Annotated in this window: 14 protein-coding genes; 1 reads left to right on the top strand and 13 read right to left on the bottom strand. The window is 67.5% G+C overall.

The features are described from left to right. Nucleotides 1–246 precede the first annotated feature (246 nt). The 7 genes from IBX22_RS19370 to ssd all read right to left on the bottom strand — a co-directional run bounded on the left by IBX22_RS19370 (nt 247) and on the right by ssd (nt 6155). Nucleotides 247–681: an Rv3654c family TadE-like protein gene (locus IBX22_RS19370; RefSeq protein ID WP_309234685.1), complete on the bottom strand. Its 435-nt coding sequence runs from the start codon at nt 679–681 to the stop codon at nt 247–249. After that, nucleotides 678–989 (bottom strand): TadE family type IV pilus minor pilin, encoded by a 312-nt coding sequence (locus IBX22_RS19365; protein WP_194816934.1) that lies wholly within the window; start codon nt 987–989, stop codon nt 678–680. Before IBX22_RS19365 ends, IBX22_RS19370 begins: the two co-directional genes overlap by 4 nt. 41 nt (nt 990–1030) lie before the next feature. After that, complete coding sequence (locus tag IBX22_RS19360; protein WP_194817802.1) at nt 1031–1243, bottom strand: DUF4244 domain-containing protein; 213 nt, start codon at nt 1241–1243, stop codon at nt 1031–1033. Nucleotides 1244–1333: 90 nt separating this feature from the next. Continuing rightward, nucleotides 1334–1948, bottom strand: a complete 615-nt coding sequence (locus IBX22_RS19355) for a type II secretion system F family protein (RefSeq protein ID WP_194816933.1) — start codon at nt 1946–1948, stop codon at nt 1334–1336. 968 nt (nt 1949–2916) lie between these two features. Continuing rightward, nucleotides 2917–3708: a type II secretion system F family protein gene (locus IBX22_RS19350; RefSeq protein ID WP_194816932.1), complete on the bottom strand. Its 792-nt coding sequence runs from the start codon at nt 3706–3708 to the stop codon at nt 2917–2919. Nucleotides 3709–3814: 106 nt separating this feature from the next. Further along, entirely contained in the window at nt 3815–5002 is a 1188-nt protein-coding gene (locus tag IBX22_RS19345) for a TadA family conjugal transfer-associated ATPase (RefSeq protein WP_194816931.1), read from the bottom strand. A 40-nt stretch (nt 5003–5042) separates the two neighbouring features. Next, nucleotides 5043–6155, bottom strand: coding sequence for a septum site-determining protein Ssd (gene ssd, locus IBX22_RS19340; protein ID WP_194816930.1), 1113 nt, complete (start codon nt 6153–6155; stop codon nt 5043–5045). A gap of 417 nt (nt 6156–6572) precedes the next feature. Here ssd and IBX22_RS19335 point away from each other — a divergent pair, with 417 nt between their 5' ends. Then, a complete protein-coding gene (locus tag IBX22_RS19335; RefSeq protein ID WP_194816929.1) occupies nt 6573–7376 on the top strand; it encodes an HAD-IB family hydrolase in 804 nt (267 codons plus the stop codon). Nucleotides 7377–7878: 502 nt separating this feature from the next. On the opposite strand, the gene IBX22_RS19330 is transcribed toward IBX22_RS19335, so the two are convergent. The 6 genes from IBX22_RS19330 to IBX22_RS19305 all read right to left on the bottom strand — a co-directional run bounded on the left by IBX22_RS19330 (nt 7879) and on the right by IBX22_RS19305 (nt 14438). After that, complete coding sequence (locus IBX22_RS19330; RefSeq protein WP_194816928.1) at nt 7879–8628, bottom strand: oxidoreductase; 750 nt, start codon at nt 8626–8628, stop codon at nt 7879–7881. A gap of 11 nt (nt 8629–8639) precedes the next feature. Continuing rightward, on the bottom strand, nt 8640–9089 hold the full coding sequence (locus IBX22_RS19325) for a MarR family winged helix-turn-helix transcriptional regulator (protein WP_228538872.1): 450 nt from the start codon (nt 9087–9089) through the stop codon (nt 8640–8642). Between the two features lie 95 nt (nt 9090–9184). Then, complete coding sequence (locus IBX22_RS19320) at nt 9185–10882, bottom strand: ABC transporter ATP-binding protein (protein WP_194816927.1); 1698 nt, start codon at nt 10880–10882, stop codon at nt 9185–9187. An 8-nt stretch (nt 10883–10890) separates the two neighbouring features. Beyond that, nucleotides 10891–11850, bottom strand: coding sequence for an ABC transporter permease (locus IBX22_RS19315; protein ID WP_194816926.1), 960 nt, complete (start codon nt 11848–11850; stop codon nt 10891–10893). Next, entirely contained in the window at nt 11843–12769 is a 927-nt protein-coding gene (locus IBX22_RS19310) for an ABC transporter permease (RefSeq protein WP_194816925.1), read from the bottom strand. The genes IBX22_RS19315 and IBX22_RS19310 overlap by 8 nt, the downstream gene beginning before the upstream one ends. Nucleotides 12770–12836: 67 nt before the next feature. Next, nucleotides 12837–14438: an ABC transporter substrate-binding protein gene (locus tag IBX22_RS19305; protein WP_228538871.1), complete on the bottom strand. Its 1602-nt coding sequence runs from the start codon at nt 14436–14438 to the stop codon at nt 12837–12839. Nucleotides 14439–14556 lie beyond the last annotated feature (118 nt).

Genomic DNA, 14556 nt, shown 5'->3' with positions numbered 1-14556 from the left:
CAGGGCTGCGCGTCTTCGCCCAGGTAGGCCGACACGCGGAGGCGGGGCCCGGTTCTCGCCGGATTAAAGAGGATCGAATTCAGGTTAACTGTGCTATTGCCACATCCTTTCCTGTGCGACGTGCGGTTTTATTCGAATGGCTCAGCAGGTTGCTCGATAAATAGAACCGATGTCGCATTTGTTGGGTCATCGGAATTACCGGAATTGCGCGCACTCAGGTCGCCGAGTGGTAAGTGCATACCGCAGTCACCGTTCATCGTCGACCGGTCCGGCGCGTGCGACTGCGCTAACTGTGCGAACACCAAACAGACCCATTGGTACATTTTGTTCTGCCGTCACAGTTACATCCCATTGCGACACCGCACACGTCCGTGCCCGCGCTCGCACAAGCCGTGCGATCTCCGCGGCCGCGGCGCATCCCGCCGCCGCACCCGACTCGAGCGCACCCGCACCCGCCAACGCCGCCAGATCGGCCGCCGCCTGCACCCGATGCCGTGCCACGACACCGATCCCGACCTGACTGATCAACAGCGTTGCCGCGATCAACCCGGCGAGTGCGAGGCAGGCCAGCACGGTCGCGCCACCACTGTCCGCACGAGCGAATGACTGTCCGGACTCCGCGATCCGGGCGGCAGGTCCAGGAGTCGGTGGCGTGCGGGCGGTTTCGCCGTCCGCACTCACCGGGACACTCCAGGCTCTTGCGCGGCAACAGCGTCCGCGCGCAGCACAAGAGGCAGCAGGGGCGACCGGGCGGAGACAACCGCCACCACCCGGTCACCCTCGGTGCGCAATGCGATGTCGGCGCCTCGGGGCGCTATCCGCCGAGCCACCGACATCGCGTTCGCCTCGTCCCCGCGGGCCGCCAACCGAGCTGCTTCGCGCGCGGCGTCGACACAACGCACCTGCGTCGACGCCGCCAGCAAGGCCCCGAAGCACAGCACTACCGCGACCACGACCGCGCTCAGCGCGATCGCTGCCTCGACTGTCACCGCACCCCGGTCCCCTGCGAGACTCGCTGCTCCCCAGCGCTTTACAAAGCGGTGTTCAACGCCTTGTCGATGATCTTCGTCAACGCGTTCACGATCGAATCCCCGGTCACCACGCCGTACAGCACGGCCCCGAAGGCCGCCGCGGCGATGGTGCCGATCGCGTACTCGACGGTCGACATCCCCGCGTCGTCCACCGCCGCCCGCAGCAGCCGCGCCCGCACCTCCAGACACCACCGCTGCGCCAGCACCCGCATCCGCCAGCCCGCCCCATTCTCGATTCGCACCGGATTCCCCTCTCTTTCCCGCCCGCGCGGCCGATCCGCGCGAGCACGCCTGCGCCGCCGTCACAGCAGCCCGTCCCCGAGGACTTGTCCAGCGAGCCCGATCACCACGGGCACGATGCCCAGGCACAGAAACGCGGGCAGAAAACACAGCCCGAGCGGACCACTGATCAACACCCCCGCACGTTCGGCCCGGGCCGCCGCCGCGTCCTCCAGCGCACCCCGGTGCTGTTCGGCCAACTCCCCCACCGCTACTGCCAGCGAGGCACCCGATCTCGCCGACCGCCGCGCCATCCGCGCCAACGCCTCGACCTCCTCCGCCCCGGCCCGCCCCGCCACCTCCCGCACCGCCCGCTCCCACGCCGTCCCCGCATCCGCCCCCAACGTCAGCAGATCCGCCGCCCGCCCCAACGCCTCCCCCAGCACCTCGGGCGCACCCCCCGCCACCGCCCGCGCCGCCCCCGCCATCGGCAACCCCGCCCGCAGACACGCAGCCAGCAGATCGAAAACGGACGCGACCGCCAGCGGATCCACCCCACTCCCCCGAACCCGCTTGCCCCCCACCGACTCGCCCCCGCCACCCCACACCACCCGCAGCCGGCGCGCCACCGTAACCCGCCCCGGCAGCACCACCACCGCACACGCCACCATCAGCACCGCCACCCCAGACCCGCCCATCCCAACTCCTTCCGTTGCTCCCGCCCCATCGAGTCCGTGCTCCCAGACCTGCCGACCAGCTGCATCGTCCACAACTGAGACCACCCCAAATGCACCGAATGCCTTGGCGCACAATGTCACCCGCGCCGTCTGCGGCATGTGCACTGCTGCCGTTTTCACGGGTGCGATTGAAGGCCGAGGTTGTACACGGCCATCCCCAACCTGCAACCCTGATCGCGCTGCGATGTGTATTCCGCCGCCGAAAGGCGCGGGCCGAGGAAGCGCCGCGATCGGCAGAGCCAGCCTCCTTGCGTCAGTCCCACGAGAACTGGTTGCGAGGCGAAGGGGTCGCTTATGCGGCGGGAGCGGGGGTGCGGTGAGGCTTCCGATTCCGGTGGGACAGAATGCCTGCTGCGGTGCGGAGGGCGGTTGGGCCTCGGCAAGGACCGACGTTGCGGCATGCAGGGGCGAGTCAGTCTTCCGGGATTGCGCGTGGTCCGAATTGTGCACAGTCATCCCCAGTGAGTTGAGGGGTGGGTTCAGTCGATCGCGCGGGCTGTGGCGTTTCTGTCCAGGCGACCGGATCGCCGATGGGGCGGTAGTCGTTGTGTTGCGGCGGCGAATCGGCGCTGTGCGGGTGGGCTTCGGCTCGCCGAATCGGCTCGGGCAGAATCGATTGTGCGGGTGCCATCTCTGGGAGTGGAGCTGATGGTGGCTGACGCTCACTGACCCCGTGAGCTGGTTGATCCCGCCCAGCTGGGATGCCGGGTAAGGGTGCATGCGGGTGGGGTCGTCGGAACCGTTAGCGCTCGGCGATGGGCGCTGCGGTGGGTGGGAAAAGGCGGTGCCCAGATCTCCTGGGTCCGTGGGCGTCCTGCGCGCTGGTGAGTGAACGCGCGGTGGCGCGGATTCACGAATCCGCGGGCGGCGCGATCGGATCGGTCGAAATGTTGCAGGGTGCGAATTGTGCACAGTTGTCCACAGGTTGGTCATGTCAGGACCTTTCGGGTGATGGCGTCGGTCCAGAGGACGCCCGCGCAGGCGAGGGCGGTGCCCAGTGGGAGTAGGAGGGTGCCGGCGGGGGTGGTGAAGAGGGTGGTCAAGGGGGCGGCGCCCATTAGTTGGCCGAGGGCTATGCCGAGCAGCGGGAGGTAGGCGAGGACGGTGGCGGTGGCGCGGGCGCCGGCTAGGGCGGCGGTGGTTCGGCTGCGGAAGCGGGTGCGGGCCAGGAGGTCTGTGCGGGCGGCGGAGAGGAGTTCGGCGAGGGCCAAGCCGTGCTGTTCGGCTACTTGCCAGGCGGTGGCGACGCGGGCGAGTTCGGCGGTGATGACCGAGTTGGGAAGGTGCAGGGCGGTGGCGCCGGAGCCACCTAGGCGGCTGCGGGCCGCGCTGACGGTGAAGGCTTGGGCGGCGAGGCCACGGGATTCGCGGGCTGCGACCTCGGCGGCGGAGCTTGGGTGGGCACCGACGCGGAGTTCGGCGATCACCGCTTCGAGGGCATCCAGCAGGTTGGCGCTTTCCGTGTCACGTTGGCGGTCGCGGCGGAGGCGGTGCGTCCGGATGGCGATGGTGCCGGTCATGAGCACGGCTGCGGTGAGTGGGCCGATACCTACCAGCACCACGGCCGCGAGACCGATCACGATCAGCAGCGAAATCACAATGCGGGACAGCGGCTTTCGCGCCGCTCCCGGACCTGCGAACGTCGCACCGAATCTGCGGCGTGCCGCCGGAGGCGGTGCCGCGACCAACGCTATGACGAGGCAGACATACGCGATGATCATCGAATCGGGCCTTCCGACGGCTGCGGCGTCGCCTCGACACCCAGCATCGGTGTCGCCAGGCTGCATGGCATCGCGTCTGGCGACCTGACAGGCGCGAGTGTCGCGATCATCGTTGGCACCGATCGGCCAACAGGCGGGAAAGGGCTTCCGCGGCTGGGGCCTTGCCACCGTCGGCCGCCCAGGCCGGGGCTATTCGCACGCGGCCGTCCGGATCCCGTTGAACCAGGCCGATTTCGCGCAGGCCGCGGGTGCCGTCGGCGCGGCGGTGGACGTGCAGGACCACCTGGACGGCGGCGGCTAGTTGGCTGTGCAGGGCGGTTCGGTCCATACCGCCCAGGGCCGCAAGGGCTTCCAGACGGGCGGGGACCTCCTGTGGGGAGTTCGCGTGGACGGTGCCGGCTCCCCCGTCGTGGCCGGTGTTCAAGGCAGTCAGGAGGTCTACCACTTCGGCGCCGCGCACCTCGCCGACGACGATTCGGTCCGGTCGCATGCGCAGTGCCTGGCGGACCAGGTCACGGACGGTTACCGCGCCGACGCCCTCGACGTTGGCGGTGCGGGCGACCAGGCGGACGACGTGGGGGTGCGGTGGGGCCAGTTCGGCGGCGTCCTCTACGCAGATGATGCGTTCGCGGGCGTCGACTTTGGCCAGCAGGCCGGACAGCAGTGTGGTCTTGCCCGCGCCCGTGCCGCCGACCACCAAGAAGGCCAGCCGGGCGCGAATGATGCTCTCCAACAACACCTTCGCCGCCGGGGGTACCGCTCCGGAGGCGGCGAGTGCGTCGAGCCCCTGGGTGGCCGGGCGCAGGATGCGCAGAGACAGGCAGGTGCCGCCGTGGGCGATCGGGGCGAGCACCGCGTGCAGCCGCACGCCGAATGAATCCCCGAGTGCCGCTTCGCTTCCCGACAATCGCCCGTCGACCCACGGCTGTGCGTCATCGAGCCGGCGGCCCGCCGACAGCGCCAGGCGTTGCGCGAGCCTGCGCACTGCGGCCTCGTCCGGAAAGGTGATCGAGGTGTGCTCCAGTCCGCGTCCGCGATCCACCCAGACCGCGTCGGGCGCGGTGACCAGCACATCGGCGACGCGAGGGTCGTGCAGCAAGGGTTCGAGCACCCCGGCACCCGTGAGCTCCGTTTGCAACAGCCGCAACGCCCGGAGCAGATCGGTATCACCGAGCACCGCACCGGCTTCGGCCCGAATAGCCGCCGCCACCTGGGCCGGTTCCGGATCTCCGGTGTGCCCCGCCAGCCGTTCCCGCACCCGGTCCAACAACTCCGAGGTCACCAGTGCGCTCATCGCGAGCCCTCCGAGCAGGATCGCTCCCTCAACGGGCCGTTCACCGAACCCCCTGCGCTACAGGTGAACTCAAGACGGACAGCACCGCGTCGGCGGCGTCTCGCAGCGGACCGCGGCGCGGGAGAGTGAGCCCGCCGCGTTCGAGTCGGGCGGCGAGGCCGGGTTGGGTGCGGACGGCGGCGAGTAGGGGCAGGTCTAGGACCTCGGCGATGTCGGAGGCGGAGAGGCCGCCGGGCGCTGGACCACGAACTATCAAGCCCTGGTTGGGGTTTCGGGTGGCGATGTAGGCGGCGACGGATTCGGCGGCGGCGAGAGCGCGCAGGCGGGCCGGGACGACGAGGACGACCAGATCGGCGGAGTCGAGGATCGCCTCGGCGTGCGGGCCGCGTTCGGCGGAGAGGTCGCAAATCACGAGATCGCCTGCGGCCCTTCCGGCTTCGATTACAGCGTGGATCGCGGCGGGGGTTATTTCGGTGGGCAATCGACCGGCACCACCACGCCCGCAGGACAGGACGGCCAGCCCGGGTGCGGCCGCGGGGAGGGCGGCGTGCAGGGCGGCGGCGGAGATGCGGCCGTCCTCGACGACCAGGTCGGGCCAGCGCAGGCCGGTGGCGTTCTCGAGGCCGAGCAGCAGGTCGAGACCACCGCCGAGGGGTGCGGCGTCGACCAGGACGGTGTCGGTGCGGAACCGTTGCGCCGCCGAACGAAGCGCGGTGGCGGCCGCCGATGTGGAGGCTCCGGCGCCGCCGCAGGCACCGGCGACGGCGATAACCACACCATCGCCATGGCGGTATTCGGCGTGCTCAGCAAACTTCTCGATAAGCCGCACGGCGGCCCCCGGCAGGCCGATGACGAGCTCGGCGCCGACCGCCGCGGCGGCCTGCCAATCGGGCAGTTCCGGCTCACCGTCGGTGACCAGGACGACGCCGATGCGGCGGAGATATCCGGCCTCGGCACAGGCCTGGCCGGTGGCGGTATCGAGGATGACGAGCGGCGCCGCGGCCCAGCTGTGCCGGCCGATGGGGAGTTCACGTTCGTCCAGGCCGCGTTCCGCGGCGGCGGCGATGCGGCGGACTTCGTCACGGAGCCGGCCGTCGCGAATGAGTACGAGGGCCGGTGGAGCCGCGATCACCTGCGCTGCTTCGAGTTCCATGCGGTGAGCGTGGTGCACCGTGCAGAGGAGCGGAAGACCCGTTATGCCGAATGTGGATAACTCGGGGGGTGTGGATAACTTTTCTTTTCGCCCTGTGCAGACAAGGGCCGTCCTGAAAATAGAGGACGGCCCCAGCCGGGGGGGGAGGAGGCTGGGGCCGTCGGGTTCAGCCCCGGGGGGTCGGGCTGAACGCGCCTGGACTATGTCCAGGTGTCAGCAATACTACACCCAAGCCCTGGCAGGAACGCAAGTCCGTCCTTCGAGAAATTTGTGCTCGTCAGCGGCCCGGCGTCTTCCGGGCAAACCCCGCGCCACCTGGTGCGCAGAGACGATCGATCGTTCCCTGACCCGCGCTCGTTCGCGCACCGGCGGACCGTCGTTCCCCGAGTCCGGGCACCGCGGCCCTATTCTGAACGAGTGACAGACGACGGTGATCATCGCGTGGCCGCTTTCTTCGATCTCGACAAGACGGTGATCGCCAAGTCGAGCACCTTCGTCTTCAGTAAGCCCTTCTTCGCCCAGGGCCTGCTCAACCGCCGCGCCGTGCTGGAGAGCAGTTACGCCCACTTCATGTTCCTGCTCTCGGGCGCCGACCACGATCAGATGGAGCGGATGCGCGAGCACCTCACCAAGATGTGCGCGGGCTGGGATGTCGAGCAGGTGAAATCCATTGTGGCGGAGACACTTCACGAGCTCGTCGATCCGCTGATCTACGCCGAGGCCGCGGATCTCATTGCGGACCACAAGATTCGGGGCCACGACGTGGTGATCGTGTCGGCCTCGGGCGAGGAGATCGTCGCGCCGATCGCGGAGGTGCTCGGCGCCTCGCACACCGCCGCCACCCGGATGGTCGTCGAGGACGGCAAGTACACCGGCGAGGTCGACTTCTACTGTTACGGCGAGGGCAAGGTCCAGGCCATCGAAAAGCTCGCCGCCAGTGAGGGTTACGACCTGTCGCGGTGCTATGCCTACTCCGATTCGGGGACCGATCTGCCGATGCTGACCGCGGTCGGCCATCCCACGGCGGTGAACCCGGATCGAAACCTGCGCCGCGAGGCGGTGGCCCGGAACTGGCCGGTGCTCACCTTCTCCAATCCGGTGTCGCTGTGGGCCAGATTCCAGGCGCCGTCGTCGACCACCCTTGCCGCGACAGCGGCCGTCGGAGTGAGTGCGGTGGTGGCCGGCGCGATCTCCTACCGGCTGCTGCGCAAGCGCCGCTGAGCTTTAGCTGGCCTGGCACCCGGCGCACCGCAGTGCTGTTAGACGGCGCAGCCGAGTGCTAGCGGGGAGCGTTTGCTGACATAATTCCGGAGCCGGAGCGACCAGGCATTTAACCACGAAACGCCGACGAACACGCCGGTAATCTTATGTTTCCCGAACCCTTGAGTGGCGCCGGTCACAGTGGTAAAAAGGTAGCTACGGAAGGACGGAAGGCCTGGGCGGAATCGGAAGAGAAGATTCAGTCTCCCATCCCACCCTTCCCAGCACGGACACCAGGCACCCACGCGGAGCGCGCCGCGACAAGGGCAGAAGCGTTGTGGGCCTGCGAGATTCGGGTTGTTACGGCGAGAGCCTCGCACAGGTTGCGGGGATGAACCGTAGGAGACCGATTCCTCGCCGAGGCCGCCGAACACAACCCACCCAGCACGCTTGGTAACCGGGTTGTCCGTGCTTCGCGGGCGGTGAAGTCGCACAAGCGGCTACGCCGCCCGCTGCGCGTTGTCTAGCCCACTGCCGAATCGGCGATCGAGGCCGCTTCGCGCGCGCCGTCTTCCAGTGCGGCGCAGCACAGAATCACCCAATCCCCCACCGCGGCCGGATCTCCGGTGCGGAAACCGGCGGCCGCGTCCAGGTAGGCCTGGCGGCGGCGCAGCCAGAACACTTCCGGCACCCCGAGGCTATGCGGGTCCAGCCCACTAGACACGGTGACGAGACGCGATGCCGCCCGGGCGACCACGCCGTCGGCGGTCCCGAACGGCTGCAAGGCAAGCAATTCCCCGTGCACCACCGCCGCGATCACCGGCGCCGGCGCCCGCGTTGCCTGCACGGTCTGCGCCAGCAGGTCGAGGCGTTCGGCGACACCGGCCACCGCGCGCGGGCGGCCGAGCAGCGTCTCGTCCGAAACCAGATCGGCAGCGGCCAGCAGATGCAGCCGGGCCAGCGCCTGCAGCGGGGCACGCTGCCAGGTACCCGCGAGATTCCGCAGCGCGTCGGCGTCGAGCGCCTGGCCCACCCGCAGCGAGCCCGCCAGGATCGGGTCCTCCACCACCCCGTCCACCGACGGCAATCCGGTGCTGCCGCCGTCGATCGCCGCGGACGAACGCGCGGCCCGCACGGCGGCTTCGGCAGCCGTGGTCGGCCACCCCCGCCGGTTCGCCTTGTGCCGGTGCACGGCCGCGAGCGCGTCGCGGGCGCGGTCGGCGGCATCGCGGACACCGGGCAGGTCGACGAGTGGCTGTAGCGGGTCGGTCACGAGATACGAGGCTAGCGGGGCGCCACGGCGTGCCCGGCGGCGATCTGCCGTTCGATTGCGATCAGAGTGTGCAACTGCTGCTCGGAGAGCAGATCGGTGAACCGTTCCCGGATAACGGCCTGGTGCCCCGGCGCCGCCTCCACATAGGCCTGCCGCCCCGCCTCCGTGAGCACCACGTCGTCCCCGCGCCCGTCACGCTCGCAAGCTTCGCGCGCAATCAACCCGCGCTGCTCCATCCGCCCGAGTTGCCGCGACAACCGGCTGTGCGCCCAGAGCATCCGCTCGGCCAGGCCACGAACGCGAATGCAGTCGTCGGCCGAGGTGAGCTCCACCAGAGTCGCGAGGACCTCGTAGTCGGGCATCGACAGCCCCGCACTGCGCTCCAGCTCCCGCGCGACCTCCGCATCCACCAGCTCGCGCAGCCGACGATAAGCGGACCACGCCTGCAACGACTCGACCATGCGGCACAGCCTATCGGATTCTATTTACATGTAACCGATCTCCACCCGAAGCAGTGCGGCACCGGGGAAGCGAAGCGCCCCGGTGCCGCTACCCCTTACCCGGTCAGCAGCTCCCGGCCAGGGATGGCGTCGAGCAGCCGGCGCGTGTATTCGGTTTGCGGATTATCGAATACCTCTGCGGTGGAAGCTGATTCGACCACCGCCCCGTTCTGCATAACCAGCACGTCGTCGGCGATCTGCCGAACCACTGCCAAATCATGGGTGACAAACAAATATGACAACCCCAGCTCCGCCTGCAAGTCGTTGAGCAGGTTCAGAATCTGCGCCTGCACCAGCACGTCCAGGGCCGAGACCGCCTCGTCGCAGACCACCACCTCCGGATTGAGCGCCAGCGCCCGCGCGATGGCGACGCGCTGCCGCTGTCCACCGGACAGCTCGTTCGGATAGCGGCGCATCACCGTGGTCGGCAGCGACACCTTGTCCAGCAGGTCACGCACGGTGGCCTCGCGTTCCTTGGCGTTGCCGATCTTGTGCGTGCGCAGCGGCTCCTCGATGGTCCGGTAGATCGAGTACATCGGGTCCAGGGAACCGTAGGGGTCCTGGAAGATCGGCTGTACTCGACGCCGGAACGCGAAGGCCTCCTTGCTGTTCAGCTTCGCGACCTCGCGACCATCGAAGGTGACCGAACCCGAGGTGGGTTCGAGCAGTCCGAGCACCATCTGGGTGACGGTCGACTTGCCGGAGCCGGATTCGCCCACGATCGCGGTGGTCGTGCCGCGTTTCAGGCGGAACGACACATTGTCGACGGCGGTGAAGTCCGTCGACTTCCACGGCGCGCTGCCTCGGATCTTGAACGCCTTGGTGAGATTCTCCGCGACCACCACGTCGTCGGTGACCGTGGCGATGGCCGGATCTTCGGCCAGCACCTGCTCGGCCACCTGTTCAGCGACCTCCACCGCCTGCTCGCGGATTTCGGCGCGCTTGCGCACCGCCGAAAGCCGTTGCGAGGCAAGCGACGGCGCCGAATTGACCAGCTTCTTGGTGTACAGGTGCTGCGGGTTGCGCAGAATCTGCAGTGCCGGACCGGATTCCACCACCCGGCCGCGATACATCACCACCAGGTGCTCGGCGCGTTCGGCGGCGAGACCGAGATCGTGCGTGATCAGCAGCACCGCGGTGCCGAGTTCGCTGGTCAGCCCGTCGAGATGGTCCAGGATCTGCCGCTGCACGGTGACGTCGAGCGCGGAGGTCGGCTCGTCGGCGATCAAGAGCTTCGGCCGGCAAGACAATCCGATGGCGATGAGCGCGCGCTGGCGCATACCACCGGAGAACTCGTGCGGGTACTGGTTCATCCGGCGCTCGGCGTCGGACATACCCGCTTCCTCGAGCAGCTCGGCGGCCCGTTTCGTGGCCTCCTTGCCTTTCGCGATCCCGTTGGCCTCCAGGGTTTCCCGGATCTGGAAGCCGACCTTCCAGACCGGATTCAGGTTCGACATCGGATCCTGCGGCACCAGGCCGATGCCTTTACCGCGCACGGCCACAATGTCTTTCGACGAGGCGGCGGTGAGATCCTTGCCGTCGAACATGATCGAACCGGAGGTGACCTCGCCGCTGCCGGGCAGCAGATCGATGATCGCGTGCGCGGTCGTCGATTTGCCGGAGCCCGACTCGCCGACGATCGCCACCGTCTGCCCCGGATACACCGCCAGGCTCACCCCGCGCACGGCGGGGATCTTCTTGGCCTGGGAGGTGAAACAGACGTTGAGGTCCTTGATTTCGAGCAGTGGCTGCATCGCCCCGGTCACCTCTTCCTGGCTTTCGGATCGAGCGCGTCGCGCACGGCGTCACCGAGCATGATGAAGCTCAGCACGGTCAGCGCGAGCGCGGTCGCGGGATAGAACAGGATCGGCGAGGTGCGGATCTCGATCCGCGCCTGCGCGATATCGGAACCCCACGACACGACGGTGCGCGGCAGTCCGACACCGAGGAAGGACAGCGTCGCCTCGGTCACGATGAAGACGCCGAGCCAGATCGTGGTCACCACGATGACCGGGGCCGCCGCGTTCGGCACCACATGCCGCAGCAATGTACGGAATCGGGAGACACCCAATGCCTTTGCCGCGGTCACATATTCGCTGTTTCTGGCTTCGATCACCGCACTGCGGGCGATACGAGCCGCCTGCGGCCAGGTGAACGTCGCCAGAATGGCGACGACGGTCCAGATCGTCCGCTGGTCGAGCAGCTGCATCACCACGATCGCGGCCAGCATCAGCGGGATGGCGTAGAAGACCTCGCCCACCCGGGACACCACCGAATCGAGCAGGCCGCCGTAGAACCCGGACAGCGCGCCGAGGATGCCGCCGATCACCACGAACAGCAATGCCGAACCGACGCCGACCGCCACGGAAGCTCTTGCGCCGTAAATGGTTCGGGCGTAGATGTCGCAGCCCTGTTTGTCGAAGCCGAACGGATGCCCGGAACTGCGGGGCGCCATGCTGAACGCGCCGTCGCAGAACTGCGGATCCTGGCTGGTGAACAGCGAGGGAAAGAACACCACCACCATGACGAACAGGATCATCAGGGTGGCCACCACGAAGATCGGGTTGCGCCGCAGCTGCTGCCAGGCGTCGGCCCAGATGCTCGTCGGGGTGCCGGTCTCGACGACTTTGTCGGTGGCGAGCACCTCCACTTCGTCGGGTGGCGCGACGTAATACTCCTGCCCGGACCGGGCTTCGGCGCTGGGCTTCTCGAGGTCAGGCATAGCGGATCCTCGGGTCGAGTGCGGCATAGAGCAGGTCGATCAGGAGATTCGAGATCAGGAAGATCACGATGAGCACCGTGACGAAGGAGACCACCGTCGGCGGCTCACCGCGCACGACGGCCTGATACAGCGTGCCGCCGACACCTGGAATGTTGAAGATGCCCTCGGTGACGATCGCGCCGCCCATCAGCGCGCCGAGATCGGCGCCCAGGAAGGTGATCACCGGGATCATCGAGTTGCGCAGAATGTGCACAGTGATGACCCGGGGGCGGCTCAAGCCCTTGGCGGTCGCGGTTCGCACGTAGTCGGCGGTCATGTTCTCCGCCACCGAGTTCCGCGTCAGCCGCAGTACGTAGGCGAACGACAGCGACCCCAGCACGAACGCCGGGACGAGTAACTCGCCATAACTTGCCTTGCCGGTGACGGTCACCGGCGCGATGCCCCACTTCACGCCGAGCAGGAACTGCGCCAGGAAGCCGACCACGAACACGGGAACCGCGATGATCACCAGGCTGATGACCAGCATCGTCGAGTCGAACAGCTTGCCCTTACGCAGCCCCGAGATCAGGCCGAAAATAATGCCGAAAATGCCCTCGATGGCGACCGCCATCAAGGCCAGCTTGATGGTGATCGGGAACGCCCGGGCGAGCTCGTCGCGCACCGGCCGGCCGGAGAAGGCCGTCCCGAAATCGAAGGTGACAATGCCCTTCAGGTAGTACAGGTATTGCATCAGGAAGGGTTTGTCGAGGTTGTAGCGAGCCCGCAGGGCGGCCTCGACACCCGGTGTCAGTGGTTTCTCACCGGCCAGCGCCTTGATCGGATCACCCGGGATCAAGAACACCATCGCATAGATCAGCAACGTCGCCCCGAGGAAGACGGGGATCATCTGGAGCAGACGCCGCAGGACATACCAAGCCATAGCTGTATTCCTCCGGAAAAGGCTGAGAGCCGCACCCCGGTGTGGCGGTGCGGCTCCAGCGCGGCGATTACTTCAGTTCGAGGTTCTCGAAGTCGAACAGGCCACTCCAGGCGAGCTCGCCCTTGACCCGGTCCGAAACACCCGCGGCGGCAATGTAATCCCACAGCGGAATGTCGGCCGCGTCCTTGATCAGCAGGGCCTGCGCCTCGCCGACCAGCTTGTAGGACGCTTCCTCGCTCGACGCGGCGAGCGCGGCCTTGAGCAACCGGTCGAACTCCGGGTTGTTGTAGTCGACGTTGTTGGTGTCGGAGAAGCTGAAGTACTGCGAGGTGAGGAACTGCAGCATGGTCGGGTAGTCGCCCTGCCAGCCGTAGCGGAACGCCTTGCCGATGGTCTTGGCGTTGACCTCGTCACGGATCTGCTTGAAGGTCGGGTACGGGGTGGCGACGGCATCGATGCCGAGGGTGTTCTTGACGCTGTTGATCACGGCCTCGGCCCATTCCTGGTGGCCGCCGTCGGAGTTGTAGGAGAACTGGTACTGGCCCGACCACGGGGAGATGGCGTTGGCCTGGGCCCACACCTTCTTGGCCTCTTCCGGGTTGTACTTCAGCGACTCGACGCCGGGCAGGTTGCCGTTGAAGCCGGGCAGGGTGCTCGCGGTGAAGTCGAGCGCGGGCTTGCGGGTGCCGTGGAAGATCTTCTCGCAGATCTGTTCCCGGTTGATGGCCATCGAGATGGCCTTGCGGCGCAGCACGCCTTCTTCGCCGCCGAAGTGCGGGACCGTGGCCTGGATGCCGATGTGCTGGTTCTGCGCGGTCGGCTTGCTGATCGCGCGGTCACCGAGGTCGTTCTTGTAGGTCGAGAGCGCGCTGGCGGGGATGGTGTCGAGCGCGTCCAGGTTGCCGCCCTGCAGGTCGGCGTAGGCGGTGTCGAAGGACTGGTAGTGCACGAACCGCAGGCCGTCGTTCTTGGCCGGGCGGCCGCCCTTGTAGTCCGGGTTCTTGTCCAGGTCGATCTTGACGTTGTGTTCCCAGGTCTTGAACTTGTACGGGCCGTTGCCGACCGGCGCCTCACCGAAGGCCTTCATGTCCTTGAACGCGACATCAGGCAGCGGGTAGTAGGGCGCGTAACCCAGGCTCAGCTCGAAGTCGATGGAGGGCTGGGTGAGTTCGACGGTGAAGGTCTTGTCGTCAACGACCTTGAGGCCCTTCATGGTCTGCGCCTTCGGCGGATCGGACGACACCTCGTCGAAGCCGGCGATCGAGGCGTAGACGTAGCTCTGCAGCTGGGCGTTGGTGCCCAGGGCGCCGTAGTTCCAGGCGTCGACGAAGTTCTTCGCCTTCACCGTGGTGCCGTCGGTGAACTTCCAGTCCGGCTTGATCGTGATCTTGTAGTTCTGGCGATCGGTGGTCTCGATCTTCTCGGCCATCTCGTTGGTGGCTTTGCCGTTGGCGTCGTAGTACTTCAGCCCGGCGTAGAGCCGGTCGACGACTCGACCACCCATGTTTTCGTTGGTATTGGAGGGCACCAAGGGGTTCTGCGGCTCACCGCCGTTGACCGTCACGATGCCGGCGTCGGCACTGTCGTCCGACGAAGAACAAGCGGTCAGCCCGAGGCTTGTGGCCACCAGTGCTGCCGCGGTCAGCGCGATTGCTCTGTTGAATCTCAACGCAACTCCCGATCTCGGTGCGAGGGGATCGCCGGCACACGCACGGTCCAGCACCGACGCCTCCCGGCCGATCCACCCAGGATGCATCGGAGGTTAACCATCCTGGACAGTCCTGTCC

The sequence above is a fragment of the Nocardia sp. XZ_19_385 genome (genome assembly GCF_015355755.1).
Lineage (GTDB): Bacteria > Actinomycetota > Actinomycetes > Mycobacteriales > Mycobacteriaceae > Nocardia.
This window is presented reverse-complemented; position numbering and strand designations above follow the sequence as displayed.

Excerpts from the sequence above, each read along its gene's own strand:
- IBX22_RS19320 (WP_194816927.1), bottom strand. The coding sequence starts at position 10,882 with ATGCAGCCACTGCTCGAAATCAAGGACCTCAACGTCTGTTTCACCTCC.
- IBX22_RS19355 (WP_194816933.1), bottom strand. The coding sequence starts at position 1,948 with ATGGGCGGGTCTGGGGTGGCGGTGCTGATGGTGGCGTGTGCGGTGGTG.
- IBX22_RS19315 (WP_194816926.1), bottom strand. The coding sequence starts at position 11,850 with ATGCCTGACCTCGAGAAGCCCAGCGCCGAAGCCCGGTCCGGGCAGGAG.
- IBX22_RS19360 (WP_194817802.1), bottom strand. The coding sequence starts at position 1,243 with ATGCGGGTGCTGGCGCAGCGGTGGTGTCTGGAGGTGCGGGCGCGGCTG.
- IBX22_RS19310 (WP_194816925.1), bottom strand. The coding sequence starts at position 12,769 with ATGGCTTGGTATGTCCTGCGGCGTCTGCTCCAGATGATCCCCGTCTTC.
- IBX22_RS19325 (WP_228538872.1), bottom strand. The coding sequence starts at position 9,089 with ATGGTCGAGTCGTTGCAGGCGTGGTCCGCTTATCGTCGGCTGCGCGAG.
- IBX22_RS19345 (WP_194816931.1), bottom strand. The coding sequence starts at position 5,002 with ATGAGCGCACTGGTGACCTCGGAGTTGTTGGACCGGGTGCGGGAACGG.
- ssd (WP_194816930.1), bottom strand. The coding sequence starts at position 6,155 with ATGGAACTCGAAGCAGCGCAGGTGATCGCGGCTCCACCGGCCCTCGTA.
- IBX22_RS19350 (WP_194816932.1), bottom strand. The coding sequence starts at position 3,708 with ATGATCATCGCGTATGTCTGCCTCGTCATAGCGTTGGTCGCGGCACCG.